Consider the following 26,811-nt stretch of genomic DNA (forward strand, 5'->3'; position numbering starts at 1 on the left):
AGTATGTCCTACTTCTTTTTGTCCGAGAGTCAAAATGGAATTAGAAAGAGCAAAACAAATTTTAAACAAAAACAAAGAATTAACAGAAAGTCAAATACAAGAAATTATCGCCTTGGCTGAAATGCTTGCAAGTTGTACAATTAATAATCTTAAAAAAGAAATCAAAAATGAAAAATGTCATACTTTACGTTAGGGTGTCTACCGATGAGCAAGCAGGAAGAGGATATTCACTCAGAGACCAAGAGCAGAAGTTGATTACTTATTGCCAAAACAATAATTTCAATGTGTTGCGTATATTCAGAGAAGATTATTCTGCTAAAACATTCAAGCGTCCTGAATTTAAAAAACTATTAGAGTTTTGTAAAAAGAACAAAAAAGAAATACACCAATTACTTTTCATCAAATGGGATAGGTTTTCAAGAAATACTGCTGAATCCTATCAAATGATTGGAGTGTTCAATGAATTAGCTATCCAAGTAAATGCGATTGAACAACCATTGGACTTATCCATTCCAGAACAAGGATTGATGTTGGCTGTTTATCTCTCAATGCCAGAGGTGGAGAATCAGCGACGTTCTCTCAATGTTATTTCTGGGATGAGAAGAGCCTTCAAAGAAGGACGATATGTGGGTTATGCACCCAAAGGGTATGATAATGGAAAAGATGCGGCTAAAAAGCCTATTTTAATTCCAAATGAAGATGCAAGATTCGTTCAAGAAGCTTTTGAACTCATGGCAACAGGGAATTACCAGCGCAATGAGGTCTTTTACAAGTTGAAAGAAAAGGGATTTAAGTCAAGTAAAACCGCTTTTGCAAACATCTTAAACAATCATTTGTATTACGGAGGAGTATTTATAAAAGCATATAAAGACGAGAAAGAAACAATTGTTAATGGAATTCACGAGCCTATAATAACCAAAGCATTATTTGACAAAGTACAGCAAGTAATGAATAACAGAAAAAGGGGAAAACAGAAAGCACCAAAAGTTTACAATGATAACTTTCCTTTGAAAGGGTTTTTACATTGTCCAATTTGCAACAAACAAATGAGGGCTAGCACATCAAAAGGAAGAACACAATACTACAGCTATTACCATTGTGTAAGCCCTTGTAAAGGGAGATATACATCTGAGGAAGTACACCAGCAAGTAACTGCCTTTTTAGCAGATTTGTCTTTTGATAAGCAATTCCAAGAATTGTATTTTGAAATCATCAAAGAAAAATTATTAGAAGATACAAATCGAAAAGTTTTAGGACCCAAACACCATGAAAATGTAAAATCAATAGAAGATAAGTTGGTCAAAGTTCAAGATTTATACATTGATGGTGGAATAGATAAATCAGGTTATGAATCTGCAAAAGAACGGTATGAAAATTTACTTGCCGATCTTAAATCCAAAGAAATATCTTCAGAAGACAATAAAAAGCTAATTGATTTGTACAGCAAAGCCACAAAAAAGTTTATAAATATTGATATTCAATACAATAACTCTGATTTAGAGCAAAAACGGAAGATAATTGGTTCGATATTTGAAAAAAATATTCAATTCGAAAATAAAAAAGTTCGAACCGCAAATTTGAATCCAATCTTAAGTGAGATAGCCAGTATTAACAGGGGGTTACAAGGTAAAATGAAAAAAGGTTTAACGAAAAAATCCGTTAAACCCTTTCTCGCTCCCCCTCTTGGGCTCGAACCAAGGACCCTCTGATTAACAGTCAGATGCTCTAACCAACTGAGCTAAGGAGGAAAGTGTATTTCACTTTTAAAGCGGTGCAAATATAGGGCAAAATTTGATTTTCGCAAATAATTTGCTCTAAATTTTCAATTTTTTTTACTTGCCTACAATGGCTTTATAAATATCATTTCCGTTAGCAAACAATAGCAATGTGATAAGTAAAACAAAACCAACCATTTGAGCATTTTCTAAAAATTTATCGCTTGGTTTCTTCCCGCTGATGATCTCGTATAACAAAAACATCACATGTCCTCCGTCTAAAGCAGGAATAGGCAATAAATTCATGACCCCAAGCATAATCGATAACAGTGCAGTAATGTTCCAAAACACTTCCCAGCTCCAAGTACTTGGAAAAATATTAAAAATAGCCGCAAATCCACCCACTTGTTTGTAGGCTTTGGTTTCTGGGTTAAAAATCATTTTCAATTGTTTGCCATAACCTACTAACTGATCGGCTCCTTTTTGAATACCTACAGAAAATGATTCCAAGAAACCAAACTCTTGTTTACTCACTTTGTAATAGCCTAATTTTTCTAAAGAAGCCAAATCTAAAGCTGCTAATTGTACCCCCAACTTCCCATCCCCGTCCACTTGAACTGGAACTTGCATTTCTTTGTCATTTCTTAAAATTCCAGCTACAATCAATTTGTTTTTATTCTTTTCCAAGATAGCTTTAGCTTGATCTAAATATTTTGCAGGTTCTTCGTTCAAACGCAACACAACATCTTTAGGTTGTAATGTCTTGTTTTTTGATTCTTCAGAGACAGTCCCTACCACAAACGGCATTCGGATTGTTGCCAACGGACCTTTTTCTAATTTTGACAATTGGTCTACAAAATCGACCGGCATTGTTATTGTTTGCTGTACTCCATTTCGCTCAATCAAAACCTGTTTAGCCATTAAAATCTGAGCATTCATTTGATTGTCAAACTTCAACACCTTTTGGCCGTCAATGGCTACAATTTTATCTCCTGTTTGGAAACCTGCTTTTTGCATCACTGGGTTCTCAATCAACAGCCCGTCTTTTAAATCATTAGTAGCGATGAACATGTCGCCGTAAACAAATGTCATCCCAATGTAAATAACAAAGGCTAAAATAAAATTAACCGTTACACCCCCTAGCATAATTATCAAACGTTGCCAAGCCGGTTTTGAACGAAACTCCCAAGGTTGCGAAGGCAAAGCCATTTGCTCCTTGTCCATACTCTCGTCGATCATGCCCGAAATTTTGACATAACCACCCAGTGGCAACCACCCAATTCCGTATTGAGTCTCTCCGATTTTCTTTTTCCAAAGCGAAAATTTAACATCAAAAAACAAGTAGAATTTTTCTACTCGGGTTTTAAATGCCTTAGCAGGTATAAAATGCCCTAGTTCATGTAAAATAATCAATAATGATAAACTCAATAAAAACTGAGAAAGCTTGATAACAATATCCATGGTGTTGTTTTAATTCGTATTTCGATGCACAAAAATAGACTTTTCTTTTCTATTTCAAATAGTATAAAAATGTAGTGGCTGCTAAAAGTTTGTTAATTCAATTTACGAGGTACGATTTACGAGGTGCGAAGTGGGATGCAGATGTGGGAAATTCAGGAAATCTTATATGTTCTTCTATTGAGCGAAGCGACCTTCTTTTGTTTCCTTATATGACTTATATGGTTTTCAATTTACGAAATACGATTTACGATTTACGAGGTTGAACACAGATTGAAGAAATCTTAATAACTAAATCTCTTAATGGTTTAAAATACTTCGCTCCTTTGAGGCAAAAAAATCGTTATTTTGCATACGCATCAAAAACAAAAAATCATGCAAAAAATCAAAACGGCATTACTCTCTTACGGCATGTCTGGAAAAGTGTTTCACGCCCCATTTATAGCACTTCACCCAGGATTTGAATTGTTGGGTTCTTGGGAAAGAACCAAAAAATTAATCCAAGAAGATTATCCAAGTGTAACTAGTTATCCGAGTTTAGAATCCGTTTTAGAGTCTGATGCTGAACTCATTATAGTGAATACTCCAGTAGGAACACATTTTGAATATGCCAAAAAAGTATTGCTGGCAGGCAAACATGCGGTGGTCGAAAAAGCCTTTACCACCACCCTTGCCGAAGCAAAAGAATTGACTGATTTGGCTAAAGCCAAAGGATTAAAACTAGCCGTGTTTCAAAACAGACGCTGGGATAGTGATTTCAAAACCGTTCAAAAAATTCTGAACGAAAATAGTTTAGGCGAAATTGTGGAGGCCGAGTTTCATTTTGATCGCTACAACCCACTTTTAAGTCCAAAAATTCATAAAGAAACAGCTAACTTCGGTGCAGGTATTCTAAAAGATTTAGGCCCTCATTTAATTGACCAAGCCTTGTTTTTATTCGGAATGCCAAAGTCTGTTTTTGCTGATATTCGTATCACTCGCGAACATTCTATCGTAGATGATTACATTGATATTTTGTTATTGTATTCGGATAAAAGAGTCCGCCTGAAAGCTGGTTTTTTTGTGCGCGAACCCAATCCATCCTTTGTACTACACGGTAAAAAAGGGTCGTTCTTAAAACCCCGTGGCGATGTGCAAGAAGACGAGTTAAAACTAGGCAAAAAACCTAATTTAACCACTTGGGGAGCCGAACCGAAAGACAAAGAGGGTTTGTTGCATACTGAAAAAAATGGGGCTATAATTCGTGAAAAAATTCCAACGCTTCAAGGCAATTATTACGATTATTTTGATGCGGTCTATCAATCCATAACTCAAAATTTACCAGAACCTGTTACCGGTCAAGAAGGCACTAATGTGATGCAAATTATTGAAGCCGCTATTCAAAGTAATACTGAACAAAAAGTAATTACAATAGGTTAAATTTACGATATACGAAGTACGAAGTACGAGATGGAACGCAGACTTAAGAAATTCAAGAAATCAAAAAAATCTTAATTAACTTAATCTCTTAATGGTTTAAAAACTTTTTTGTGTCTTTGCGCCCTTGCCTGCGGCAGGCAGGTTTGTGGCAAATCCCTCTTTTTATAAACAATAACGTTATAATTGAATGTTCTTAACGGATTTATACTTCCCAAATCTGCTGTTTTTGTATTTTTGCGACAACAAACCCTAAAGACTTCATTTTGATAGATTTAAACTTTTTAGGCCGATTCAAAGGCAAAGGAAAATACAAAAAAAGCTACCGCGAAGCCAAAGCCTCTTATTTGAATAGAATCCGATTAGGAGTGGGTTCTTTTTATTTCGGAATGGGATTGTGTTTTGCGTCATGGGCTAGCCGAATTCCCGATATTAAAACCAGTTTACATCTTAGCGAAGCTACTTTGGGTTCTATCTTGTTTGCTGTTCCTGTAGGCCAATTAGCAATGATGCCGTTTTCGGGAAAGATAGTCACTCGTTTCGGGAGTCACCGTACTTTAGTTTTTGCCATTATCATGTATGCAATTAGTTTAACTAACTTAGGTTTGGCACCCAACCCTTGGTTACTGGCTTTAGGATTGTTCTTTTTTGGCGTGTTTGGGAATTTATCTAACATTTCGGTAAACACCCAAGGGGTTTATACAGAAGGATTGTTCAAAAGAACCATCATGTCGTCTTTTCACGGAATGTGGAGTTTAGCGGGATTTACCGGGGCGTTTGTGGGATTGGGAATGTTGGCTTTGAAGCTAACCCCTTTTCAGCATTTTGCTATTGTGGGTATCCTTGTTTTATCTTTAATTTCATTCAATATCAAATACCTCATCATAGCAGTCGAAAAACCGCAACCGAAAAAAGAAAAAGGATTCAGAAAACCCGACAAAATGTTATTGTGGTTAGGTGTTATCGGATTTTGTTGTATGGCAAGCGAAGGTGTGATGTTTGACTGGAGCGGCGTGTATTTCAAAGATGTAGTAAAAGCGCCTGGTCCACTTGCAATTTTGGGTTATACCTCGTTTATGATTATGATGGCCAGCGGTCGTTTTTTAGGCGATCGTTTCATTCAAAAATTTGGACGAAAAAAAGTGATGCAAATCAGCGGTGTCGTTATTTCCAGTGGCCTTTTTACAGCAGTCTTTTTTCCATTATTAATTCCGTGTACTATCGCATTTATGTTTGTGGGATTGGGGGTTTCGACTATTATTCCAACCCTATATAGTATCGCTGGAAAACATCCTGAAATTCCTACTGGCGAAGCGTTAACGGCTGTTTCAAGCGTTAGTTTCTTAGGTTTTTTAATGGGGCCACCTATAATTGGCTATATCGCAGAGGCTTTTGGATTACAATTTTCTTTTGCTTTCATTGGAATTTTCGGAGTATTCATCTCGTTTATGGTTTCTAAGATTAAAACGGCAGAGTAAATTAAAAGTTTGATTTACGATATACGAGGGACGATTTACGAGATATGAAGATTACACGTTCCCCTCTCGAAATCGAAGATTCAACGATTCCAAAAAATAATATTAAAGAGAGTTATAGGGGTTGGGGGTGTGTTTTTATTTACGATATACGAGGTGCGATTTACGAGGTGGAACGCAGATTGGAAAAATTCAAGAAATCAGGAAAATCTTAATTCTCTTAATCTCTTAATGGTTCAAAAACTTTGCGCCTTTGTGGCAAAAAAACAAAAAAACTTGCCGAAAAAATCAATCGATAATTTTTTTTACTACTTTTAACTTCAGAATTGGAACACAATACCACGCTACCCATTCTTTTTCCAAAAACACCCTTTTTAGTATTTGCTTTCAAAACAATACACCCATTGTTGTTTTGAAAAATCCCATTTTCATTTTAATCCCAAATTGTATGAAAACCCTCTGCCCCAAGCTGTTTTTTCTATTCTATACAAGCCTGCTCTTTGCCCAAAAAGAGACCCTCATTTCTGGAAAAATTATCGATTCAAAATCACAAAGCCCTTTAATTTCGGTTGTGGTTACTATTCAAAACACCAATCAAATGCAATTGAGTGCTGCAGATGGTAAATTCCAATTCAAAACTAATTTGCAAGGCGATCAATTAGTACTATTTCATAATCAAGGCTACAAAGACAAACTAATTGCTGTTCAGATACAAGAAAACAAATTAATTGACTTGGGAATCATCGTTTTAGAAGAAGAGGATGAAGTTAATCAACAAGGAGCTGTCATCTCCATTTTGGATGATGATTTAGACGAAAACAATGGCGGTTCCGAAAGCACTTCGGGTTTGTTGCAGGCTTCTAAAGATGCTTTCCAACAAGCTGCAGCGTTCAATTGGGGACAATCTCGTTTTCGAGTGCGTGGGCTAGACAGCCAATATGCCCAACTCCTGATCAATGGATTAACAATGAACAAAGCGTATGATGGCAGACCGCAATGGGGCGATTGGGGCGGTCTCAACGACGTGTTGCGTAACCAAGAAATTGCCATTGGCAGCAGCCCTTCCGACTATGCTTTTGGAGGTATTTTAGGCACACAACACCTCAGCACACAAGCTTCCACCTATAAAAAAGGAACTCGGATAGCGTTCTCTGGAACCAATACCAATTACCAAGGACGAGCGATGGTTACCTATGCCTCAGGAATGAATGAGAAAGGCTGGGCATTTGTCGTTTCTGCAGGAAAACGCTATGCTAACGAAGGTTATTTTGAAGGTACAAACTATGATGCCAATTCCATTTTTACGAGTGTTGAAAAGAAAATTAGTCCCCGAAACTCGATCAACTTTACGGCTTTTTATACACCCAATTCACGCGGGAAAAACTCGCCTAATACCGATGAAGTTGTCTCCTTAACTTCAGAGAAATACAATTCGTATTGGGGTTTTCAAAACGGAAAACAACGCAATTCTCGCATCAAATATATCGAAGAACCCGTCTTCATGCTAAACGATTATTTCAAAATTAATGCTACCACCCAGCTGAATTTGGGCGCATTTTACCAATTTGGAAAAATTAGCAACAGCAACATTGATTACCAACACGCTAATAGCCCCGATCCCTCTTATTATCGAAAAATGCCCAGTTACTTTAGTTCGCTATACGCCAAAGATGAGGGGGAGTTTTCGGGTGCATTTACTCCTGATTTGGCGAATGCCGAACGTAGCAAAACGTTGTTTTTATCCCAACCACAAATCAATTGGGCAGCGATGTATCAAGCCAATCAAAACCCAATTGTGGATGCCAATGGGAAAATTACGGAATTTGAACCCGCCCAGAGCAAATACATTCTTTATGAAGATAGAACCGACGACAAAAACTTAGCCTTCTCTGCTCTTTTAAATACAGAACTGACGGAGGATATCCGACTCAATGCTGGCGCTTCCTTCAATAAATTACATTCTCATAATTATCAAAATGTATTGGATTTACTGGGCGGATTGTATTTTGAAGATGTTGATGTATTTTACAAAGGCGATCAAGCAGAATCAGATTTAAACAACCCAAACCGACAAGTGAAAGTGGGCGACACTTATGGATACAATTTTAATTTAATGTCTGCCAAATTAGAAGGGTTTACCCAATTCCAATTTCGGTATAAAAAAGTCGATTTTTATTTGGCACAAGAATATTCAAGCTCTACCTATCAACGCGAAGGGTTATATAAAAACGGGATTTACCCCACCAATTCTTTTGGCGAAAGCCCAACTCTTCATTTTGAAAATTTTGGTTTCAAAGGGGGGCTGACTTGGAAATTATCCGGTAAACAATTGCTACTTTTCAATGGCTCACACGCTTCCAAAGCACCTAATTTGAAAGCCGTTTTTCCTAATTCCCGACTCAATAATTCCATTGTGGATGGAATTGAAAGTGAAAACAATAGCAGTTTAGATGCGAGTTATGTTTATCGTTCGCCTAAATTAAAAATGCGTTTTACAGGGTATTTTAGCCAAATAAAAAACGCAACAGAAACTTCCTTTTTTTATGCCGAAGGAATTTTTGACAACGGAGCGGGCAACAACAGTACCAATGCTTTTGTGAGCCAAACCTTAACCCATTTAGACAAAAAGAATTGGGGAACTGAACTGAGTTTTGAATACCAAATAAATCCCACTTTGAAAACTATTGTAGCGGCAGCTTTTGGCGAATATATCTATGCCAGCAATCCCAATGTAACCATTACTAATGACGCCAAAGCTTCGGTTGAAAATACGAATCCCGTTTTTAATTTTGGCACTGCTGCGCTCAAAAACTACCATCAAGCAGGAACACCACAACAGGCGTATTCGTTGGGATTAGAATACCGAAATCCAAAATATTGGTGGCTAAGTACCAATGTGAATTATTTGGCAAAAAATTACATCGACATTTCTCCCATTGCGCGAACTTCAAATTTTTTTATCAATCCCGCTAGTGGATTTCCTTTTCCAGAAGCTACCGAAGAACGCGGCAGAGAACTCCTCAAACAAGAAGAATTGACTCCCCTACTATTGTTGAACTTAGTCGGAGGAAAGTCGTGGCGCATTTTCAAAAAGAACCTGAATTTGTTTTGTAGCATCAACAATTTATTGGACACTTCGTTTAAAACGGGTGGTTACGAACAAGCTCGGAATGCCAACTTTAGGCAACGCAATCAAGACATAACCAGCGGAACACCCAACTTTGGTAACAAATATTTTTATGGCTACGGAAGAACCTATTTTGTAAGCCTTTCTATTAACTTCTAAATCCCAAATCACTATGAAATCTCATATTCTAAATCGTGTTTTTTGTTTTGTACTCGCTGTAGTAACAACCAATTGTGTCAAAGACGAAGTCGCTATCCCTTCGCTAGAATGCACACAACCGAATTTCACCGTTAACCGAAGCGTGGAGGAAGTGCACAAGACCGCCGATGCCATTGTGGCGCAATACAAATACGACGACATCATCGAAGCCTATGTGGTTTCATCTGACGAACACGGCAACTTTTTCAAAACCATTTCGTTTCAAACTTTGGCTACAGCTACTAAACCCGCTATTGGTTTTAGTGTTCCTGTGGATGTGAGTAATACTTATATTGATTTTCGGGTGGGCAATAAAGTGTATTTCAAATTGAAAGACCAATACACCGATATTTTTTATGGTGGCCTGCGTATTGGGAGCATTTATGTCAATTCGTTTAACGAAGGAAGTGTTGGACGGCTTTCGCCAAATATATACAAGACGGTACTCCACGCCTCTTGCACCACAGTCAATGAAAAAGTTTTAACAAAAACGGTGGCGCTGAACGAATTGCTTCAGAACAGCTACCTCAACACCTTGGTGGAAATTCCTGATGTACAATTTGCTTCGGATGCCATTGGAAGGCATTATTATGAAAGTAGTAACGATGTGGGCGGAGGCACCAATTGGTCTTTGGAAGACAAACTAGGCAACAAAGTGTTTTTTAGAACGAGTAGTTATGCTGATTTTGCTAGTAGCATTGTTCCTTCAGGGAGCGGAAAAGTGAAAGGTATTTTGACCAAGTTTGGTGCCGACTATCAATTACTCGCGCGTTCTGAAAAAGACGTTGCTCTAAATAGTAAACGCAACACGCCTTTTTTTGCGGAGAATTTTGAAAGTATCGTAGCCAATACCAATATCAACTTGGCAGGTTGGACCAATATTGTTCAAAAAGGGAGCTTGTATTGGAAAGGTTCGGTCTATTCGGGTAACGGTTGTGCTGAATATGCTATAAGTGGCACCAAAGTTGCCTCGAATGTGGGGTGGTTAATCTCCCCTAAAATCGATTTAGACGTTCATACAGGCGAAATTTTGACATTTCGTGCCGCTCAGCATCATTTAGATGTTGATTCACCTTTGAACGCTTTAGATGTCTTTATTTCGAATAATTTCGATGGAGTAAACGTTGCCTCAGCTACTTGGATTCCGCTCAAGGCTAATTTACCTACTCAAGCCACGCCCTGGTATCAGTTTGTGGGTTCGGGTGGCATTGATTTGTCTTCCTACAGTGGGAAAGTACATATTGCCTTTCGTTACACAGGCTCTGGAAAAACACTTACTTTAGACGGTGCCTTTCAAATTGATGATGTTCAGATTTATGGAGAAAAATAAAGTAAAATTTTATATTTTTGAAACACAAACTTAATACTAAAACCATGGCAAAAATAAATCCTCATATTAACTTCAACGGCAATGCCGAAGAAGCATTTACCTTTTACAAATCTGTTTTTGGTGGAGAGTTCGCCATGGTCATGCGTTTCTCAGCATTGGCGGGTCCTGAGTTTCCAGTTGCAGAACACGAAGCCAACAAAATAATGCACATCGCACTTCCAATAGGAGATTCTGTTTTAATGGGGAATGATGTTCCTGAAATAATGGGAAAAACGAATGAAAACGAAAACAGAAGCAAAATTGTAATCAGCGCCGAAAGCAAGGAAGAAGCGGACAAACTATTCAACGGACTTTCTAAAGATGGAACCGTTGAAATGCCAATTGGCGATAGCCCTTGGGGATCCTATTTTGGCATGTTTAGAGATAAATACGGCATTGAATGGATGATAGATTACGATCCAAAATACAATAGTTAAGCAAAATTAAAGTCTAGCTATTTTCTATAAAAATAGTAGTTCCGTTTTAAAAACCGACACGATGCAGATTTAACAGAATAAGTAAAAGCAAATGATTAAATTTGTGGCTTATTCAATGTTATGCTAGAAAAAGAAGTATTAAATTTCGAGAAAACCGTTATTGTTGGGATTGTTACTCAAAGTCAATCCGAGGAAAAATTAACGGAATACTTGGACGAATTGGAGTTTTTAACCTTTACCGCGGGTGGACAGGTGGTGAAACGCTTTTGGCAAAAAATGGACAAACCGAATCCTAAAACTTTTTTAGGCACGGGAAAAATAGACGAAATCAATTTGTATGTCAGAGAAAATGGTGTTTCGACCGTAATTTTCGATGATGAATTAAGTCCTTCGCAACAGAAAAATATCTCTCGGATTATTGATTGTAAAATTCTAGACCGAACTAATTTAATCTTAGATATCTTTGCTCAAAGAGCCGAAACTTCTTATGCAAGAACTCAGGTAGAATTGGCACAATGTATTTATTTATTGCCTCGTTTGTCAGGACTTTGGACGCACTTGGAACGCCAAAAAGGAGGTATCGGAATGCGTGGACCTGGAGAGACCGAAATTGAAACCGACCGCCGTATTGTACGTGATCGTATTTCGCTTTTGCGCGACAAAATCAAAACGATTGACAAACAAATGGGCATTCAACGTAGTAACCGTGGAGCGATGGTTCGTGTGGCTTTAGTGGGTTATACCAATGTAGGAAAATCGACCTTGATGAATGCCGTGGGGAAAAGTGAAGTATTTGTAGAAAATAAATTGTTTGCCACTTTGGACACCACTGTTCGTAAAGTGGTGATTAAAAACCTACCTTTCTTGCTTTCGGACACGGTGGGATTCATTCGAAAATTGCCTACGCAATTGATAGATTCCTTTAAAAGTACACTAGATGAAGTCCGCGAAGCCGACTTATTATTACACGTTGTAGATATTTCGCATCCTGATTTTGAAGATCATATTGAAGCTGTAAATCAAATTTTGCAAGACATCAAAGCCAATGACAAGCCGGTAATTATGGTGTTCAATAAGATTGATTCCTACCAACACTTAACGATTGACGAAGACGATTTAATGACCGAGAGAACAACGCGTCATTATACTCTAGAGGAATGGAAATCGACTTGGATGAACCGTGTGGGAGAACAAAATGCCTTATTTATCTCGGCCACCCAAAAAGAAAACTTTGAAGAATTTAGAGAGCGAGTATATGAAGCCGTTAGACAAATTCACATTACGCGTTTTCCTTATAATAAATTCTTGTATCCCGATTATAAAGACGCAGTTGAGAAAGAAGAATAAAAAAAGCCCTTTTGAGTTTTCAAAAGGGCTTTTTTACTAAACAATAAATCAATTTATTTTTTCGCTTTATACAATGGCACTGCCGAACAAGCCTCGCCAAACATCACGCTTTTAGAAACTTTAATCAATTTTTGAATCGCCAAGGTATAGACTTCATTCGGAACGGCTTTTTTGGAACAGCCTTTTAAAATGACAGGGTTTTCAAAATAATCCGTGTAATCCAACTTATTTAAAATGTCTTGATACCATTCGATAATAGCCATTTCTTTGGTTCCGTGAATTATTTTTAATGCAAAAGGAGCTAAATGAACCGTTACCAAAGCAAACGCCCAAGCAGGTAAAATAGCATCAGTGGAACAATATAAAGCCACGTATTTGTCTTCAAATGGAGTCCAATCCATCACTTTTAATTGTGACCTAAACTCCGTTTCTCTCAAGAGAAACCCTTCGGTTAACCACTGTGAAACATCTAAATCAACCACATGATCATCTGGATAGTAATCTTCTAAATCGAATACTACCAAGGAACTTTGGGCTACTTTATTAATGATTTCGTCTTCCATTTTACAGCATTCCCAACTCTAATTTTGCTTCTTCGCTCATCAAATCTTTACTCCAAGGCGGATCAAACGTAATCTCTACATCGGCATCTTTTACATTTTCGATGGATTTTACTTTTTCTTCCACTTCTCTTGGCAAACTTTCTGCCACAGGGCAGTTTGGAGAGGTTAACGTCATTAAGATTTTTACTTCGTAATCCGTATTTACCATTACATCGTAAATCAAACCTAATTCGTATATATCAACAGGAATTTCTGGATCGTAAATTGTTTTTAATTTTTTTACAATCGCTTCTCCTAATTCGTTAGTGTCTATTTCTTGTGTCATAATTTGTTGTTTGTGACCATATAAGTCATATAAATTTTACTTGTAATTACTTAATCTTCTAATCTTCTGTATATTTCGTTAACAATTGTTTTTTGCCCCTCTTAATAGATATTTTTCACATTAAAATTAATCAACAACCCTATTGGGGCATTTAATAAGTTCATATAAGTAAGCAATTGTGCTTCGAAAATGGGACTTGTTTCTGCAACCGATTTTAATTCAACAACAAGTGTGTTTTCAATAAACAAATCACATCTTAGTTTTGATTCTAATTCATAACCTTTATAATTTAACGGAATTAAAAACTCAGACGGATATTTTATTTTTCGTAATTCTAATTCTTTTTTAAGACATTGATGATATACACTCTCCAAAAGCCCTGGTCCTAAATTTTTATGAACTTCAATAGCCGCACCATTTACTTGGTAAATTAAATCCTTAAGATACGTCCTTGTTATATTCATATTTTTCAAAAACTTATATGACTTATATGTTTAATATCATTTTTTGGAGTTGAATGCCAGGGCATACATTTTTATGTTTTTAATCATCGAAACCAATCCATTAGCACGAGTGGGCGACAAATGTTCTTTGAGTCCGATTTCGTCTATAAAGTCCATGTCAGCTTCCAAGATATCGGCTGGTTTTTGATTGGAAAAAACCCGAATCAAAATAGCAATAATTCCTTTGGTTAATATGGCATCACTATCTGCGGTAAAAACAACTTTGCCTCCTTGTTGTTCACCTTGCAACCACACTTTCGACTGACAACCTTTGATAATGTTCTCCTCTGTTTTGAGTTCTTCTTTGATTAACGGTAAGTTTTTACCTAGCTCAATGATGTATTCATAGCGCTGCATCCAGTCGTCAAACATCGAGAATTCGTCAACTATTTCTTCTTGTATTTCTTTAATTGTCATAATCAAACTTTACTATTTTACTTTACAAAAGAAAGCATTTTATTCACTATTTTTTCTGTTTCAGCCGGCGGATAGCCGTGATCAAAACTTTGGGATTCGTAAACTTTCCCTTGTTTGGTTATTTTAAAACTAGCATTCGCTGCTCCGTCAAACAATCGTTTTTCGGTAGGTGCCTTCATTTGCGAAAGCGTTTCTAAATTCAATTCATTAACAACCAAAATTAAACTATTCCATTCAGCGGCCGAAAGTTTGAATGCAACTGGTTTTTCTTCTCTGTTTTTAGATATAAAAACCATTTGATTTTCCACCCTAACGGTTTGATAAAATCCTCTTGAATAGGCTTTATATTCGACTTTTATGGAACTATCAACTGCTTTTTTTTGCCCAACACATCCAGCAAAAAATAAAATAGTGAACAACAAAACGATCGCCTTTTTCATTTTTCAGTCGTTTTAAGACAACATCATTTTAGCTTTTTTCACCGCTTCGACCATGATGTCAATTTCTTCTTTGGTGTTGTAAAAAGCAAATGAAGCACGAATGGTTCCTGGAATTTCGAAGAAATTCATAATCGGTTGCGCACAGTGGTGTCCTGTTCTAACGGCAATGCCTAATTTATCCACAATCGTTCCAATATCATAGGGATGAATCCCATCAATATTAAATGAAATCACCGAAGTTTTTTCTTCAGCCGTTCCGTAAATTTTTAATCCTTCAATGGATAATAACTGCTCGGTGGCGTAATTCAATAATTCCAATTCTTGTTTTTGAATGTTCTCAAAACCAATCGAATTTAGATAATCTATCGCAACTCCTAACACAATTCCTCCGGCAATATTTGGCGTTCCTGCTTCAAATTTATGAGGCAATTCGGCATAAGTCGTTTTCTCAAAAGTGACTTCTTTAATCATTTCGCCACCACCTTGATAAGGAGGTAATTTATTCAACCACGCCTCTTTTCCATACAAAATTCCGGTTCCGGTTGGGCCGCACATTTTATGCCCTGAAAAAGCATAAAAATCACAATCCAATTCCTGCACATTGGGTTTTAAATGTGGCACCGCTTGTGCGCCATCAATAAAAACGGCAGCGCCAAATTGATGCGCTTGGTCTATGATATATTTAATCGGATTAATCGTTCCTAACGCATTGGAAATATGATTGACCGTTACAATTTTTGTTTTATCCGAAAGCAATTGGTCAAAGTCTGCCATCACCAACTCTCCCTTTTCATTCATCGGAATGACTTTCAAAACGGCACCTGTTTTTTCGCACAACATTTGCCACGGCACAATATTGCTGTGGTGTTCCAAGGCCGAAACCAAAACCTCATCGTCTGCTTTCAAAATCGAGGCAAATCCATTGGCAACCAAATTCACACTATGCGTAGTCCCCGAAGTAAAAAGCACCTCGTGAGAAAATTGAGCGTTGATATGATTTTGGATTTTAATTCGAGACGCTTCATAGGAATCAGTAGCTAACTGGCTCAACGTATGCACACCACGATGAATATTGGCGTTGATTTCGCTATAATAAGTCGCAATCGCATCAATCACTACTTGTGGTTTTTGCGAGGTCGCCCCGTTGTCAAAATACACCAAAGGTTTTCCGTTTACTTGTCTGGAAAGTATTGGAAAATCGGCTCTTATTTTTTGAATGTCAAACATTTATTTAGAATTTTTCTAAATACAAAAGTAATAAAATTGAAGTGGATTTTTACAAAACAGTTGTTAATAAAATTAAAGTTTTATTCGACATAAACTCCACAATTTTCCAAAGATGGAATTTTAAATTTGAGTCCATTCGAGAAATCTATGTTTATTATTTACTAAATTGCATCAATTTCAAATCACTCCCAATGAAAAAAATTCTTCAACTTATTGGTATATCGGCTGTTATTGGACTATTGTATTTTGGGTTTACCACCTACCCTAAACTCGATTTAATCTCTGGTTTTTCGGCCAAAAGCATTGCCTCGGCGCATTTTATCGACCATCGTTCGCAAAAACTAATTGAACAAGGCGACAACGATATCAACCTCATCGATTTGGCACAAAATACAATTGACGAAAAAGGTTTATTCGCTACCGCTTCGGTCAATGGTGTAAAAGAACGCAAAGCAATTTATCGCGAAGGTTTGGGCGCCACGCTCATCAACGATAACTTTGATACTTCAAAACCGTATTTGATTCCTAAAAGAACTTCGTCAAAGGCTCGTTTGGTGTATCCGTATGGCGATGCGGAGCAACAAGACAGGGTGTTTTCCAACATTGATTACGACCAATTGAACCGAACGGTAGCCAACGCTTTTGACAAAAAAGGACAGAAAAACAAGCGCACCCGCTCAGTAATTGTGATTTACAAAGACAAGATTATTGCTGAGAAATACGACACGGGTTTTGACAAAAACAGTAAACTATTGGGGTGGTCCATGACAAAAAGTATTACTGCTACCCTGTTCGGGATTTTAGAAAAACAAGGGAAATTCAACATTTACCAACCCGCTCCTATCCCCGAATGGGCAAACGATGCGCGCAAAAAAATCACCACCAACGATTTGTTGCACATGAACTCCGGTTTAGAATGGGAAGAAAATTACGGCGCCATATCCGATGTGACTAAAATGCTTTTTCAAGCCGAAGACATGACGCGTTCGCAACTCGAAAAACCATTGGCTTTCCAGCCCAATACCCATTGGAACTATTCTTCAGGAACAACTAATTTGCTATCCGGAATTTTGAGAAAACAGTTCAAAACCCACCAAGAGTACCTGGATTTTTGGTATTCGGCTTTAATTGATAAAATAGGAATGCACTCCATGTTGGTCGAAACCGATATGATGGGCAATTATGTGGGTTCGTCTTATGGATGGGCTACCACGCGTGATTGGGCGAAGTTTGGATTGTTGTATTTGCACCAAGGAAATTGGAACGGAGAACAACTTTTTAAACCCAATTGGGCAAAATATGTGGCTACACCTACCAACACTTCAAACGGACAATATGGAGGGCAATTTTGGCTGAATGCGGGCGGGCGTTTTCCTGATGCGCCTAAGGATTTGTATTTTGCCAGTGGTTTTCAAGGACAGATGGTTGCCATTTTCCCAAGTCACGACTTAGTTGTTGTGCGCATGGGACTGAAAGAAGACCCAGAGTTTAATTTTAATGGGCTACTTGGAGGAATTGTTCGCAGTATAAAAAAGTAAAAACAAAAGACGTTATCTAAAAAGTACTTGTTTTGTCATTCCGAATTTATTTCGGAATCTATAAATTCTGTAAATTAATACTTTATAGAAACTGAAACAAGTTCAGTTTGACAAGAATACATTTTTAGATAATGCCTTTACATAATTATGAGAAGGGTCATTCCTTGCGCTGACTATAAATCAAACCCTAACTTCACGCCTAATTTATTGGCGATAATAGTGGTAATTCGGTTTTTCAATTCGGGGATTTTAATGTTTTCAATCACCGCATTAGAGAACGCATATAGCAATAACGCTTTGGCTTCTTTCTTTGGAATTCCGCGTTGTTGCATGTAAAACAAAGCCGTTTCGTCTAATTGCCCCACTGTGCATCCGTGAGAACATTTCACATCATCAGCAAAAATTTCCAATTGTGGCTTCGCATTAATCGTCGCTTTATCGCTCAACAAAATGTTATTGCTTTTTTGGAAAGCATTCGTTTTTTGCGCTTCTTTTTCCACATATACTTTCCCATTGAACACTCCTGTTGAACGGTCTGAAAAAATGCCTTTGTAATCTTGGAAACTTTCGCAATTCGGTTGCGCATGATGCACCAACGTATAATGATCCACGTGTTGCTTGTCGCCAATAATCGTAATTCCGTTTAAAGTACTTGTCAAACGTTCGCCAAAATGATAAAAATTCAAGTTGTTTCTCGTCAAATTTCCTCCAAAAGAGAAGGTTTGTACTGAAACGTGGCTTTCTTGTTTTTGAGACACATAAGTGTTGTCAATTAAGTTGGCTTCCAACTCATCATTTTGGATTTTATAATAATCCACAATGGCTCTTTTTTGTGCAAAAATCTCGGTAACCGAATTGGTCAACACCGCATTTTCATTCAAGCATTGGTGTCTTTCGATGATTTGCACATGTGAATTTTCACCCACAATGACCAAATTCCTTGGCTGTACCAAAAGTGCTGCTTCTGAACCAGTAGAAAAATACATGATTTCAATTGGTTTATCAGCCACTTTACTTTTCGGAATGTTGATGTAAGCTCCTTCATTGGCGAAAGCCGTATTTAAAGAAGTCAACGATTCGTCTTTGCTTGCAATTTGGTTGAAATAGGTATCAATTACCATTTTGTATTTGGGTTTGGTCAATGCCGAAGACATCAAACAAACATCGATTCCGTCGTGTGTGGTAGAAGACAAATGCGAACTAAAAACGCCGTCAATAAACACCACTTTATAAGTGTCAATTTCGTGCAAAAAGTATTTTTTTACGTCCTTGAACTCAATAGTGGCTTCGTTTTTTGGGAATACACTAAAATCCTTTTTTAGAATTGCATTCAAAGAAGTGTATTTCCACGCTTCGTCTTTCTTGGTTGGGAAGCCTTTATCTTCAAAGTTTTTTATAGCCAAAGTACGCAAGTCATGAAGTTCAGTTTGAACATCCACACGCTCTTCAAAAGCCATAAAAGACGATAGTAATTTTTCTTTTAATTCCATTTTTTAAAGTTATCGGTTGTCAGCTGTTGGTTGTCCGTACAAAAACGGAAAACAGAAAACTGAGAACATTTTAAACCAACTCTTCCTTAATCCAGTCGTATCCTCTTTCTTCTAACTCTAGGGCTAATTCTTTTGTGCCTGATTTTACGATTTTTCCGTCCATCAAAACGTGAACAAAATCAGGAACAATATAGTCTAACAAACGTTGGTAGTGCGTAATTACTAAAACCGCGTTGTTTTCGTTTTTCAATTTGTTGACACCGTTAGCTACAATACGTAATGCATCGATGTCTAGACCTGAATCGGTTTCATCCAAAATAGCAATTTTAGGTTCTAACATTGCCATTTGAAAAATCTCGTTACGCTTCTTCTCTCCTCCCGAAAAACCTTCGTTTAAAGAACGTGACAAAAACTTTCTGTCCATTTCTAATAATTCGGATTTTTCACGAATCAATTTTAGCATTTCATTCGCTGGCATCTCCTCTTGACCGTTGGCTTTACGCTTTTCGTTAATAGCCGTTTTGATAAAATTAGTCACCGAAACACCTGGAATTTCTACTGGATATTGAAATGACAAGAAGACTCCTTTGTGTGCTCTTTCTTCAGGTGCTAAATCTGCTAATTCTTCGCCATCTAAGAAAATTTCTCCTTCGGTTACTTCATAATTTTCGTTTCCGGCAATAATCGAAGACAACGTACTTTTTCCGGCACCGTTTGGTCCCATAATAGCATGTACTTCTCCTGCTTTTACTTCAAGATTGATTCCTTTTAATATTTCTTTATCGCCAATTGAAGCGTGTAAATTGCTAATTTTTAACATTTTATTCTTTTATTTTAAACCATTTAGGTGTTAAGATTCATTAAGTTAACCGACGCTTCCTTCAAGCGAAATTTCTAGTAGTTTTTGTGCTTCAACGGCAAATTCCATTGGCAACTTGTTCAAAACGTCTTTACTAAATCCGTTTACGATTAAGGCAATGGCTTTTTCGGTTGGAATACCACGCTGATTGCAATAAAACACTTGGTCTTCGCCAATTTTACTCGTGGTGGCTTCGTGTTCTATTTTAGCTGTTGGATTTTTACTTTCAATGTAGGGAAAGGTGTGTGCGCCACAACTGTTTCCCATCAACAACGAATCGCATTGCGAAAAGTTACGAGCGTTATCGGCTCTAGGGCTAATTTGAACCAATCCGCGGTAACTGTTTTGTGATTTTCCTGCTGAGATTCCTTTGGAAATAATGGTCGATTTGGTGTTTTTTCCCAAATGAATCATTTTGGTTCCTGTATCTGCTTGTTGAAAATTATTAGTAACGGCAATTGAATAAAATTCGCCAATTGAATTATCCCCTTTCAACACACAAGAAGGATATTTCCAAGTTACAGCAGAACCGGTTTCTACTTGTGTCCACGAAATTTTCGCATTTTTCTCACACAACCCTCTTTTGGTTACAAAATTATAAACTCCGCCTTTTCCTTCCTTATTTCCAGGATACCAGTTTTGAACTGTAGAATATTTAATTTCAGCATCGTCCAATGCGATCAATTCTACAACTGCTGCGTGCAATTGGTTTTCATCACGACTTGGCGCTGTACATCCTTCCAAATAACTCACATAACTACCTTCATCAGCAATTAAAAGCGTGCGCTCAAATTGACCTGTTCCTGCTTGATTGATTCGGAAATAGGTCGACAATTCCATCGGACATTTGACTCCTTTTGGTATGTAACAAAACGATCCGTCTGAAAATACTGCCGAATTCAAAGCGGCATAGAAATTATCTTTCATTGGAACCACAGTTCCTAAATATTTTTGAACTAACTCAGGATATTCACGAATAGCCTCAGAGATACTCATAAAAATAATGCCTTTTTCGGCCAATGTTTTCTTGAATGTAGTAGCTACAGAAACTGAATCTACTACAATATCCATGGCAACATTGTTCAATTTTTTTTGTTCATCGAGAGAAATACCTAGTTTTTCGTACATCGCCAACAGTTCTGGATCTACATCATCCAGTGTTTTATTTGGGTCGGCTTTTTTAGGAGCTGAATAGTAGGAAATCGCTTGAAAATCGGGTTTTTCATAATGCACATTCGCCCATTCTGGTTCTTCCATTTGTTCCCAAGCACGAAACGCCTCAATACGCCAATCGGTCATCCATTGTGGCTCTTCTTTTTTCTTAGAAATAGCGCGTACAATCTCTTCATTTAACCCAATAGGAAAGGTCTCCGAATCCAGTTCAGTATAAAACCCGTACTCGTACTCCTTGTTTTCGAGTTCAATTTTTAAATCGTCTTCTGTATATTTTGACATAATTTAAATTTTTATAGAGAAAAAGACTCCCCACACCCACAAGTTCTACTTGCGTTGGGATTGTTGAACACAAATCCTTTTCCGTTTAATCCACCTGAAAACTCCAAAACCGTTCCTGCTAAGTACAAAAATGATTTTTTCTCTACGGCAATTTTCACATTATTATCTTCAAAAACCTTGTCGTTTTCGGTGAGTTCTTTGTCAAATTTCAATTCATAAGACAAGCCTGAACAACCTCCGCTCTTCACGCCCACACGAACGTAATCTTGGGTTGCATCAAAACCGTCTTCTTGCATCATTTCAATGATTTTTTTGCTTGCTGTATCTGAAACTTTTATCATGTGTTGAATGGTGTTATTTTTATTTTTTCTAAATAAAGAGCAAAGATACTATCTTTTAAAGGAATTGCCATACACAATAGGATTTTTATAACTAATGTTAATATAGAAAAAATTGATTTCCAGAATTGGAATAAAACTATTTAGTAATTTGCATCCGTTTTAATTGAAAAAGTGATGAAACTATATCCTATAGAGACTGGAAATTTTAAACTCGATGGTGGTGCTATGTTTGGCGTGGTGCCAAAAACCATTTGGAACAAAACCAATCCTGCAGACGAGAACAATTTGATTGATATTGCAGCACGTTGTTTGTTGATTGAAGATGGGAACAGACTAATTTTGATTGATACCGGAATGGGTAACAAACAATCGGACAAGTTTTTTGGCTATTATTCGCTTTGGGGAAGCCATTCTTTGGACAAATCCTTGGCAAAATACGGTTTTCATCGCGATGATATCACGGATGTGTTTATGACGCATTTGCATTTTGACCATTGTGGCGGAAGTATTCAATGGAACAAAGACCGAACGGGCTACGAACCCGCTTTTAAAAATGCTGTCTTTTGGAGCAATGAAAACCATTGGCAATGGGCAACCGAACCCAATGTGAGAGAAAAAGCATCTTTCTTAAAAGAGAATATTATACCCATGCAAGAAAGTGGGCAATTGCGCTTTATTCAACGTCCTGAAGAAGATTTTTTAGTGAAATCCGAATTGGGTTTTGGAATTTTATTTGTAGACGGTCATACCGAAAAGCAAATGATTCCGCACCTGCAATACCTAGACAAAACCATTGTTTTTTGTGCTGATTTATTGGCGACAGCCGGACACATTCCGATTCCGTATGTAATGGGTTATGATACGCGTCCGCTGTTAACTATGCCTGAAAAAACAAAATTTATGAATGCCGCAGCTGAGAATAATTATTATTTATTCTTACAACACGATGCGCATAACGAAATTATTACGGTGGAAAAAACAGAAAGAGGTGTTCGATTAAAAGATGTGTTTTCTGCGGACGAGATATTAAAATAAAGTTAATCTTTGCGATTAATTGACCCAAATAAAAGTATTTTTGAATAATCATTAAAAACCAACCCGATGAAAAAAATAAACTTATCCCTTTTATCACTTGTTGTGATGGCTGGTTTGTCGTTTTCGGCAACGGCACAAACTGTTACTAAAAAAGCGAAACTAACAGAAACTGAATTGAACCGATGGAGTCATTTGGATTTAGCTAAAGACACTATTCCGGGAATGAGTGTAGACAAAGCGTATGCTGAGTTGTTAAAAGGTAAAAAAGGCGTTCCTGTTATTGTTGGAATTGTGGATTCGGGAGTAGATATTGAACACGAGGATTTAAAATCAGTCGTTTGGACCAACAAAAAAGAAATTCCTGGAAACGGAATTGACGATGATAAAAACGGATACATTGATGATATTCACGGATGGAACTTTTTGGGCGACATCACTAAAGAAAATGTAGAATACGAACGCATCATCAAAGACAAATCATTGGTGGACGAAAAAACCTATTTGGCTGCTAAAGCAATGAATGATAAAAAAGTAGCCGAAGCTACTCAAGGAAAAGTGCGTTTGGAACAAATGTTGGTAACTCTTACTGAAGGCGATGCTACCTTGAGCAAACATTTAGGAAAAACCACCTATACTGCCGAAGAAGTAAATGCCATTAATTCTGATGTGCCAGCAATCCAAAAAAGCAAGGCTGATATGCAAAGAATGTTGTCTTTTGGGATGCCAATTGCTGAATTAAAAGAAGCCATTCAAAAACAGTTAGACGAATTTGTTGCTTTGCTAAATGGTGACAACCTTAAACCTAATTATCGTAAAGTGTTGGGAGACAATCCAAACGACATTACAAATACTAAATACGGAAACAATAACGTTATTGGCCCAGATAAAGAAGAAGCGCGTCACGGAACCCACGTGGCTGGAATTGTAGCTCAAGGAAGAAACAACAATCTTGGAGGAGACGGAATTGCGACTAATGTTCAGATTCTAACCGTTCGCGCCGTGCCTGATGGAGACGAATACGATAAAGACATTGCCTTGGGGATTCGCTATGCTGTAGACAACGGAGCTAAAGTAATTAACGGAAGTTTTGGCAAACCTTTTTCGCCTCATAAGCAATGGGTTTACGACGCTATTAAATATGCTGAAAAGAAAGATGTTTTAATAGTTCACGCCGCTGGAAATGATGCTAAAGACATTGATTACAACGATAATTTTCCTAATGATTCTGATGACAAAGTAACTGAATTTGCAGACAATATGATTACGGTTGGTGCATTGAATTTTGAAAACGGTGCTAAATTAGTAGCTCGCTTTTCAAATATTGGAAAAACTAATGTAGATGTTTTTGCTCCTGGAGTAAAAATCTACGCAACTACGCCAAATAACACGTATAGTTATTTACAAGGAACCTCAATGGCATCGCCAAACGTGGCTGGGGTAGCCGCTTTGATTCGTTCGTACTACCCTAAATTATCAGCTAAACAAGTAAAACATATTTTGATGGATTCTGGTGTAGCAATTGAAAGCGATGTAATTGTAGGTGGAAAACCAGCAGATACACGTCCGTTTTCGGCACTTTCTAAATCAGGAAAAATCGTAAATGCCTACAACGCCTTGCAAATGGCTGCAAAAATGTCAAAAAAATAATTCGAATTTGAAACCAACTTGGAAGGGCAAAAGCCCTTCCTTTTTTTAATTTAAACCATGAAGAACCTCTTTTTAATCGCTGCTTTTTCTTTTGGAATAACCGGAATGGCACAAAACACATCCTATTGGCAACAACATGTCGATTATAAAATGGATGTGAAAATGGATGTGAAAACGTATCAATACAAAGGAAAACAAGAATTGGTGTACACCAATAATTCGCCAGATACCTTGCGAAAAGTGTATTATCATTTGTACAACAATGCTTTTCAACCAGGAAGCGAAATGGACGCCAGAATTCAAAGCATTAAAGATCCAGACGCGAGAATGGTTCGCAAAATAAAAGTAGGAGAAACCGAAGTTAAAGAAAGCCGAATCAAAACGTTGCAACCTAATGAAATTGGGTATTTGCACGTTGCTAATTTCAAACAAGATGGACAAACTGCTTTGGCAAAAGAAGTGGGAACAATCTTAGAAGTGACTTTAGCGAAGCCAATATTACCTCATTCAAAAACTACTTTTAGTTTGGATTTTGATGGTCAAGTACCAGTTCAGATTCGTCGTTCGGGAAGAAATAATGCCGAAGGTGTGGAATTATCCATGGCGCAATGGTACCCAAAATTAGCCGAATTTGATTTTGAAGGTTGGCACGCCGATCCTTACATCGCGAGAGAATTTCATGGTGTTTGGGGAAATTTTGATGTGAATATTACTATTGATTCTAATTATATTTTAGGCGGTTCGGGATATTTGCAAAACAAAAACGAAATTGGTTATGGTTACCAAGATGCGGGAATTACTGTAGCACAACCCAAGAAAACAAAAACCCTAACTTGGCATTTTGTAGCGCCAATGGTGCACGATTTTACTTGGGCTGCCGACAAAAACTATCTTCACGATGTGGTTGAAGGGCCTAATAATGTGGCGATTCACTTTTTGTACAAAAACAATCCTGCGATTATTGAAAATTGGAAAAAACTACAACCACTAATGGTTAAAGTGATGGGCTTTTACAATACTACCGTAGGGAACTACCCATACAAACAATATTCTTTCATCCAAGGAGGCGATGGCGGAATGGAATATGCCATGTGTACTTTGATGCTAGGAAACGGAAGTTTTGAAGGTATTTCGGGAACAGCGGCACACGAGTTAGCACATTCATGGTTCCAACATATTTTGGCGTCTAACGAATCCAAACACCCTTGGATGGACGAAGGTTTTACCTCGTTTATTGAAGATTTAGCGCTTAACGAATTTTCCGAAAAGAAAGTTGCCAATCCGTTCAAAGGAAGTTATATGGCTTACGCCAAATTAGTGGAGTCGGGCAAAGAACAACCACAAAGCACTCACGGTGATCGCTACGATGAAAACCGCTCGTACAGCATTTCGTCTTATGTAAAAGGAAGTATCTTTTTATCGCAATTAGGTTACTTGATTGGAGAAGATAAATTAAAAGAAACACTACACCGTTACTATACCGATTTTAAATTCAAACACCCAACGCCAAATGACATTAAACGTTCTGCAGAACGTGTTACAGGCGCTAATTTGGATTGGTACTTATTGGACTGGACAGAAACGACTAACACTATTGATTACGGCATTAAAGAAGTAAAAGACAATGCTGCAAACACTACAGTAACGCTAGAGCGAATAGGAAGAATGCCAATGCCTATCGATGTACTAGTAGAATATGCAGACGGTACTTCAGAAAGTTTCTATATCCCGTTGCGTTTGATGAGTTTTGAAAAAGAAAACCCAACTCCTGCTATCAAAAGAACGGTCCTAAACGACTGGGCTTGGGCGTATCCTACTTTTGAATTTAGTATTGCGAAGCCCAAGGCAAGCATCAAAAAAATTACCCTTGATCCAAGCGGGTTGATGGCGGATGTGAAATTGGAAAACAATAGTTATTTAGCGAAATAATAGCAGGCAAATGAAAAAAGAAAAAATAATTTTTTGGACAGCAACTACTCTAATTGCTTTATTTGAAGGGCTGTTACCCGCCTTAACCTCACAAACTGAATTGGCAAAAGAAGGAATTCGACATTTAGGGTATCCTGAGTATTTTGGAAACGCCTTGGTTGTTTTTAAAGTGTTAGGAGTGCTGGCATTAATTATCCCTCAAGTTCCTCAACGAGTAAAAGAATGGGCGTATGCGGGTTTTGCTTTTAACTTTCTATTTGCGGCAATCAGCCACGGTGCTGTTGATAGTATCAATGGACAAACCTTTTTCCCGTTAGTAGTTTTAGGGATCTTAGCGGTTTCTTACATGTATTACCACAAATTAATCGAGAACAAAAATTAGATACATCATTCCAAAAACGTGATATCAATACAAAAAGACCTAAGTACTTAGGTCTTTTTTTGTGCTTTTAAACGAGAAAAAAAGGTGTTGGTCTTAAACCCTTTTGATTATTAAAAAA

Annotated in this window: 24 protein-coding genes and 1 tRNA gene; 13 read left to right on the forward strand and 12 right to left on the reverse strand. The window is 37.4% G+C overall.

All coding sequences use genetic code 11. From position 1 onward, the window contains the following. The first annotated feature begins 34 nt into the window (after positions 1-34). Positions 35-193, forward strand: coding sequence for a hypothetical protein (locus tag MG292_RS02710; protein WP_264534228.1), 159 nt, complete (start codon positions 35-37; stop codon positions 191-193). Next, complete coding sequence (locus tag MG292_RS02715; RefSeq protein ID WP_264534227.1) at positions 168-1,709, forward strand: recombinase family protein; 1,542 nt, start codon at positions 168-170, stop codon at positions 1,707-1,709. The genes MG292_RS02710 and MG292_RS02715 overlap by 26 nt, the downstream gene beginning before the upstream one ends. Here MG292_RS02715 and MG292_RS02720 read toward each other — a convergent pair. After that, positions 1,675-1,748 (reverse strand) — tRNA-Asn (locus MG292_RS02720). The genes MG292_RS02715 and MG292_RS02720 overlap by 35 nt on opposite strands. An 84-nt stretch (positions 1,749-1,832) precedes the next feature. After that, the gene (rseP, locus tag MG292_RS02725; protein ID WP_264534226.1) at positions 1,833-3,176 is read right to left on the reverse strand and encodes an RIP metalloprotease RseP; all 1,344 of its coding nucleotides are present in this window, start codon (positions 3,174-3,176) and stop codon (positions 1,833-1,835) included. 372 nt (positions 3,177-3,548) lie between these two features. Here rseP and MG292_RS02730 point away from each other — a divergent pair, with 372 nt between their 5' ends. From MG292_RS02730 to hflX, 6 genes are all read left to right on the forward strand, one after another. Beyond that, a complete protein-coding gene (locus tag MG292_RS02730; protein ID WP_264534225.1) occupies positions 3,549-4,592 on the forward strand; it encodes a Gfo/Idh/MocA family oxidoreductase in 1,044 nt (347 codons plus the stop codon). Positions 4,593-4,852: 260 nt separating this feature from the next. After that, complete coding sequence (locus tag MG292_RS02735; RefSeq protein WP_413614238.1) at positions 4,853-6,067, forward strand: MFS transporter; 1,215 nt, start codon at positions 4,853-4,855, stop codon at positions 6,065-6,067. 445 nt (positions 6,068-6,512) lie between these two features. Continuing rightward, positions 6,513-9,350, forward strand: a complete 2,838-nt coding sequence (locus MG292_RS02740) for a TonB-dependent receptor (protein WP_264534223.1) — start codon at positions 6,513-6,515, stop codon at positions 9,348-9,350. A gap of 13 nt (positions 9,351-9,363) precedes the next feature. Further along, entirely contained in the window at positions 9,364-10,719 is a 1,356-nt protein-coding gene (locus MG292_RS02745) for a DUF5689 domain-containing protein (protein ID WP_264534222.1), read from the forward strand. Between the two features lie 44 nt (positions 10,720-10,763). Then, positions 10,764-11,195 carry a VOC family protein gene (locus tag MG292_RS02750; RefSeq protein WP_264534221.1) on the forward strand — a complete coding sequence of 144 codons (432 nt, stop codon included), beginning with the start codon at positions 10,764-10,766 and terminating at the stop codon, positions 11,193-11,195. A 120-nt stretch (positions 11,196-11,315) separates the two neighbouring features. Next, a complete protein-coding gene (gene hflX / locus MG292_RS02755) occupies positions 11,316-12,542 on the forward strand; it encodes a GTPase HflX (protein WP_264534220.1) in 1,227 nt (408 codons plus the stop codon). A gap of 53 nt (positions 12,543-12,595) precedes the next feature. Here hflX and MG292_RS02760 read toward each other — a convergent pair whose 3' ends face one another. From MG292_RS02760 to MG292_RS02785, 6 genes are all read right to left on the reverse strand, one after another. Then, complete coding sequence (locus MG292_RS02760) at positions 12,596-13,105, reverse strand: DUF2480 family protein (RefSeq protein ID WP_264534219.1); 510 nt, start codon at positions 13,103-13,105, stop codon at positions 12,596-12,598. Between the two features lies 1 nt (position 13,106). Continuing rightward, positions 13,107-13,430 carry an SUF system Fe-S cluster assembly protein gene (locus tag MG292_RS02765; RefSeq protein ID WP_264534218.1) on the reverse strand — a complete coding sequence of 108 codons (324 nt, stop codon included), beginning with the start codon at positions 13,428-13,430 and terminating at the stop codon, positions 13,107-13,109. Between the two features lie 101 nt (positions 13,431-13,531). Continuing rightward, positions 13,532-13,894 (reverse strand): GxxExxY protein, encoded by a 363-nt coding sequence (locus MG292_RS02770; RefSeq protein WP_264534217.1) that lies wholly within the window; start codon positions 13,892-13,894, stop codon positions 13,532-13,534. A 36-nt stretch (positions 13,895-13,930) separates the two neighbouring features. Next, complete coding sequence (locus tag MG292_RS02775; protein ID WP_264534216.1) at positions 13,931-14,350, reverse strand: SufE family protein; 420 nt, start codon at positions 14,348-14,350, stop codon at positions 13,931-13,933. 17 nt (positions 14,351-14,367) lie between these two features. Next, positions 14,368-14,790 carry a hypothetical protein gene (locus MG292_RS02780; RefSeq protein ID WP_264534215.1) on the reverse strand — a complete coding sequence of 141 codons (423 nt, stop codon included), beginning with the start codon at positions 14,788-14,790 and terminating at the stop codon, positions 14,368-14,370. Between the two features lie 12 nt (positions 14,791-14,802). Beyond that, complete coding sequence (locus MG292_RS02785) at positions 14,803-16,017, reverse strand: aminotransferase class V-fold PLP-dependent enzyme (RefSeq protein ID WP_264534214.1); 1,215 nt, start codon at positions 16,015-16,017, stop codon at positions 14,803-14,805. Between the two features lie 191 nt (positions 16,018-16,208). Between MG292_RS02785 and MG292_RS02790 the strand changes: the two genes are divergently transcribed. Continuing rightward, positions 16,209-17,555 carry a serine hydrolase domain-containing protein gene (locus tag MG292_RS02790; protein ID WP_264534213.1) on the forward strand — a complete coding sequence of 449 codons (1,347 nt, stop codon included), beginning with the start codon at positions 16,209-16,211 and terminating at the stop codon, positions 17,553-17,555. 173 nt (positions 17,556-17,728) lie between these two features. Here the strand turns inward: MG292_RS02790 and sufD are convergent, their stop codons facing one another. The 4 genes from sufD to MG292_RS02810 all read right to left on the reverse strand — a co-directional run bounded on the left by sufD (position 17,729) and on the right by MG292_RS02810 (position 21,700). Next, positions 17,729-19,045 (reverse strand): Fe-S cluster assembly protein SufD, encoded by a 1,317-nt coding sequence (sufD, locus tag MG292_RS02795; protein WP_264534212.1) that lies wholly within the window; start codon positions 19,043-19,045, stop codon positions 17,729-17,731. A 70-nt stretch (positions 19,046-19,115) separates the two neighbouring features. Then, positions 19,116-19,865, reverse strand: a complete 750-nt coding sequence (gene sufC / locus MG292_RS02800; protein ID WP_264534211.1) for a Fe-S cluster assembly ATPase SufC — start codon at positions 19,863-19,865, stop codon at positions 19,116-19,118. 45 nt (positions 19,866-19,910) lie between these two features. Next, positions 19,911-21,359 (reverse strand): Fe-S cluster assembly protein SufB, encoded by a 1,449-nt coding sequence (sufB, locus tag MG292_RS02805; protein ID WP_264534210.1) that lies wholly within the window; start codon positions 21,357-21,359, stop codon positions 19,911-19,913. Positions 21,360-21,370: 11 nt separating this feature from the next. After that, complete coding sequence (locus MG292_RS02810; RefSeq protein WP_264534209.1) at positions 21,371-21,700, reverse strand: HesB/IscA family protein; 330 nt, start codon at positions 21,698-21,700, stop codon at positions 21,371-21,373. 174 nt (positions 21,701-21,874) lie between these two features. On the opposite strand from MG292_RS02810, the gene MG292_RS02815 reads away from it, so the two are divergent. The 4 genes from MG292_RS02815 to MG292_RS02830 all read left to right on the forward strand — a co-directional run bounded on the left by MG292_RS02815 (position 21,875) and on the right by MG292_RS02830 (position 26,693). Next, positions 21,875-22,735 carry an MBL fold metallo-hydrolase gene (locus MG292_RS02815; RefSeq protein WP_264534208.1) on the forward strand — a complete coding sequence of 287 codons (861 nt, stop codon included), beginning with the start codon at positions 21,875-21,877 and terminating at the stop codon, positions 22,733-22,735. Positions 22,736-22,801: 66 nt separating this feature from the next. Further along, the gene (locus tag MG292_RS02820; protein WP_264534207.1) at positions 22,802-24,382 is read left to right on the forward strand and encodes a S8 family peptidase; all 1,581 of its coding nucleotides are present in this window, start codon (positions 22,802-22,804) and stop codon (positions 24,380-24,382) included. A 57-nt stretch (positions 24,383-24,439) separates the two neighbouring features. Beyond that, on the forward strand, positions 24,440-26,311 hold the full coding sequence (locus MG292_RS02825) for a M1 family metallopeptidase (protein WP_264534206.1): 1,872 nt from the start codon (positions 24,440-24,442) through the stop codon (positions 26,309-26,311). A 10-nt stretch (positions 26,312-26,321) separates the two neighbouring features. Further along, positions 26,322-26,693: a DoxX family protein gene (locus tag MG292_RS02830; protein WP_264534205.1), complete on the forward strand. Its 372-nt coding sequence runs from the start codon at positions 26,322-26,324 to the stop codon at positions 26,691-26,693. Positions 26,694-26,811: the final 118 nt, after the last annotated feature.

This window comes from Flavobacterium keumense (assembly GCF_029866485.1).
Taxonomy (GTDB): domain Bacteria; phylum Bacteroidota; class Bacteroidia; order Flavobacteriales; family Flavobacteriaceae; genus Flavobacterium; species Flavobacterium keumense.

Coding starts and splice junctions, on each gene's coding strand:
- MG292_RS02710 (WP_264534228.1), top strand. CDS start 35: ATGGAATTAGAAAGAGCAAAACAAATTTTAAACAAAAACAAAGAATTA.
- MG292_RS02715 (WP_264534227.1), top strand. CDS start 168: ATGAAAAATGTCATACTTTACGTTAGGGTGTCTACCGATGAGCAAGCA.
- rseP (WP_264534226.1), bottom strand. CDS start 3,176: ATGGATATTGTTATCAAGCTTTCTCAGTTTTTATTGAGTTTATCATTA.
- MG292_RS02730 (WP_264534225.1), top strand. CDS start 3,549: ATGCAAAAAATCAAAACGGCATTACTCTCTTACGGCATGTCTGGAAAA.
- MG292_RS02740 (WP_264534223.1), top strand. CDS start 6,513: ATGAAAACCCTCTGCCCCAAGCTGTTTTTTCTATTCTATACAAGCCTG.
- MG292_RS02745 (WP_264534222.1), top strand. CDS start 9,364: ATGAAATCTCATATTCTAAATCGTGTTTTTTGTTTTGTACTCGCTGTA.
- MG292_RS02750 (WP_264534221.1), top strand. CDS start 10,764: ATGGCAAAAATAAATCCTCATATTAACTTCAACGGCAATGCCGAAGAA.
- hflX (WP_264534220.1), top strand. CDS start 11,316: ATGCTAGAAAAAGAAGTATTAAATTTCGAGAAAACCGTTATTGTTGGG.
- MG292_RS02760 (WP_264534219.1), bottom strand. CDS start 13,105: ATGGAAGACGAAATCATTAATAAAGTAGCCCAAAGTTCCTTGGTAGTA.
- MG292_RS02765 (WP_264534218.1), bottom strand. CDS start 13,430: ATGACACAAGAAATAGACACTAACGAATTAGGAGAAGCGATTGTAAAA.
- MG292_RS02770 (WP_264534217.1), bottom strand. CDS start 13,894: ATGAATATAACAAGGACGTATCTTAAGGATTTAATTTACCAAGTAAAT.
- MG292_RS02775 (WP_264534216.1), bottom strand. CDS start 14,350: ATGACAATTAAAGAAATACAAGAAGAAATAGTTGACGAATTCTCGATG.
- MG292_RS02780 (WP_264534215.1), bottom strand. CDS start 14,790: ATGAAAAAGGCGATCGTTTTGTTGTTCACTATTTTATTTTTTGCTGGA.
- MG292_RS02785 (WP_264534214.1), bottom strand. CDS start 16,017: ATGTTTGACATTCAAAAAATAAGAGCCGATTTTCCAATACTTTCCAGA.
- MG292_RS02790 (WP_264534213.1), top strand. CDS start 16,209: ATGAAAAAAATTCTTCAACTTATTGGTATATCGGCTGTTATTGGACTA.
- sufD (WP_264534212.1), bottom strand. CDS start 19,045: ATGGAATTAAAAGAAAAATTACTATCGTCTTTTATGGCTTTTGAAGAG.
- sufC (WP_264534211.1), bottom strand. CDS start 19,865: ATGTTAAAAATTAGCAATTTACACGCTTCAATTGGCGATAAAGAAATA.
- sufB (WP_264534210.1), bottom strand. CDS start 21,359: ATGTCAAAATATACAGAAGACGATTTAAAAATTGAACTCGAAAACAAG.
- MG292_RS02810 (WP_264534209.1), bottom strand. CDS start 21,700: ATGATAAAAGTTTCAGATACAGCAAGCAAAAAAATCATTGAAATGATG.
- MG292_RS02815 (WP_264534208.1), top strand. CDS start 21,875: ATGAAACTATATCCTATAGAGACTGGAAATTTTAAACTCGATGGTGGT.
- MG292_RS02820 (WP_264534207.1), top strand. CDS start 22,802: ATGAAAAAAATAAACTTATCCCTTTTATCACTTGTTGTGATGGCTGGT.
- MG292_RS02825 (WP_264534206.1), top strand. CDS start 24,440: ATGAAGAACCTCTTTTTAATCGCTGCTTTTTCTTTTGGAATAACCGGA.
- MG292_RS02830 (WP_264534205.1), top strand. CDS start 26,322: ATGAAAAAAGAAAAAATAATTTTTTGGACAGCAACTACTCTAATTGCT.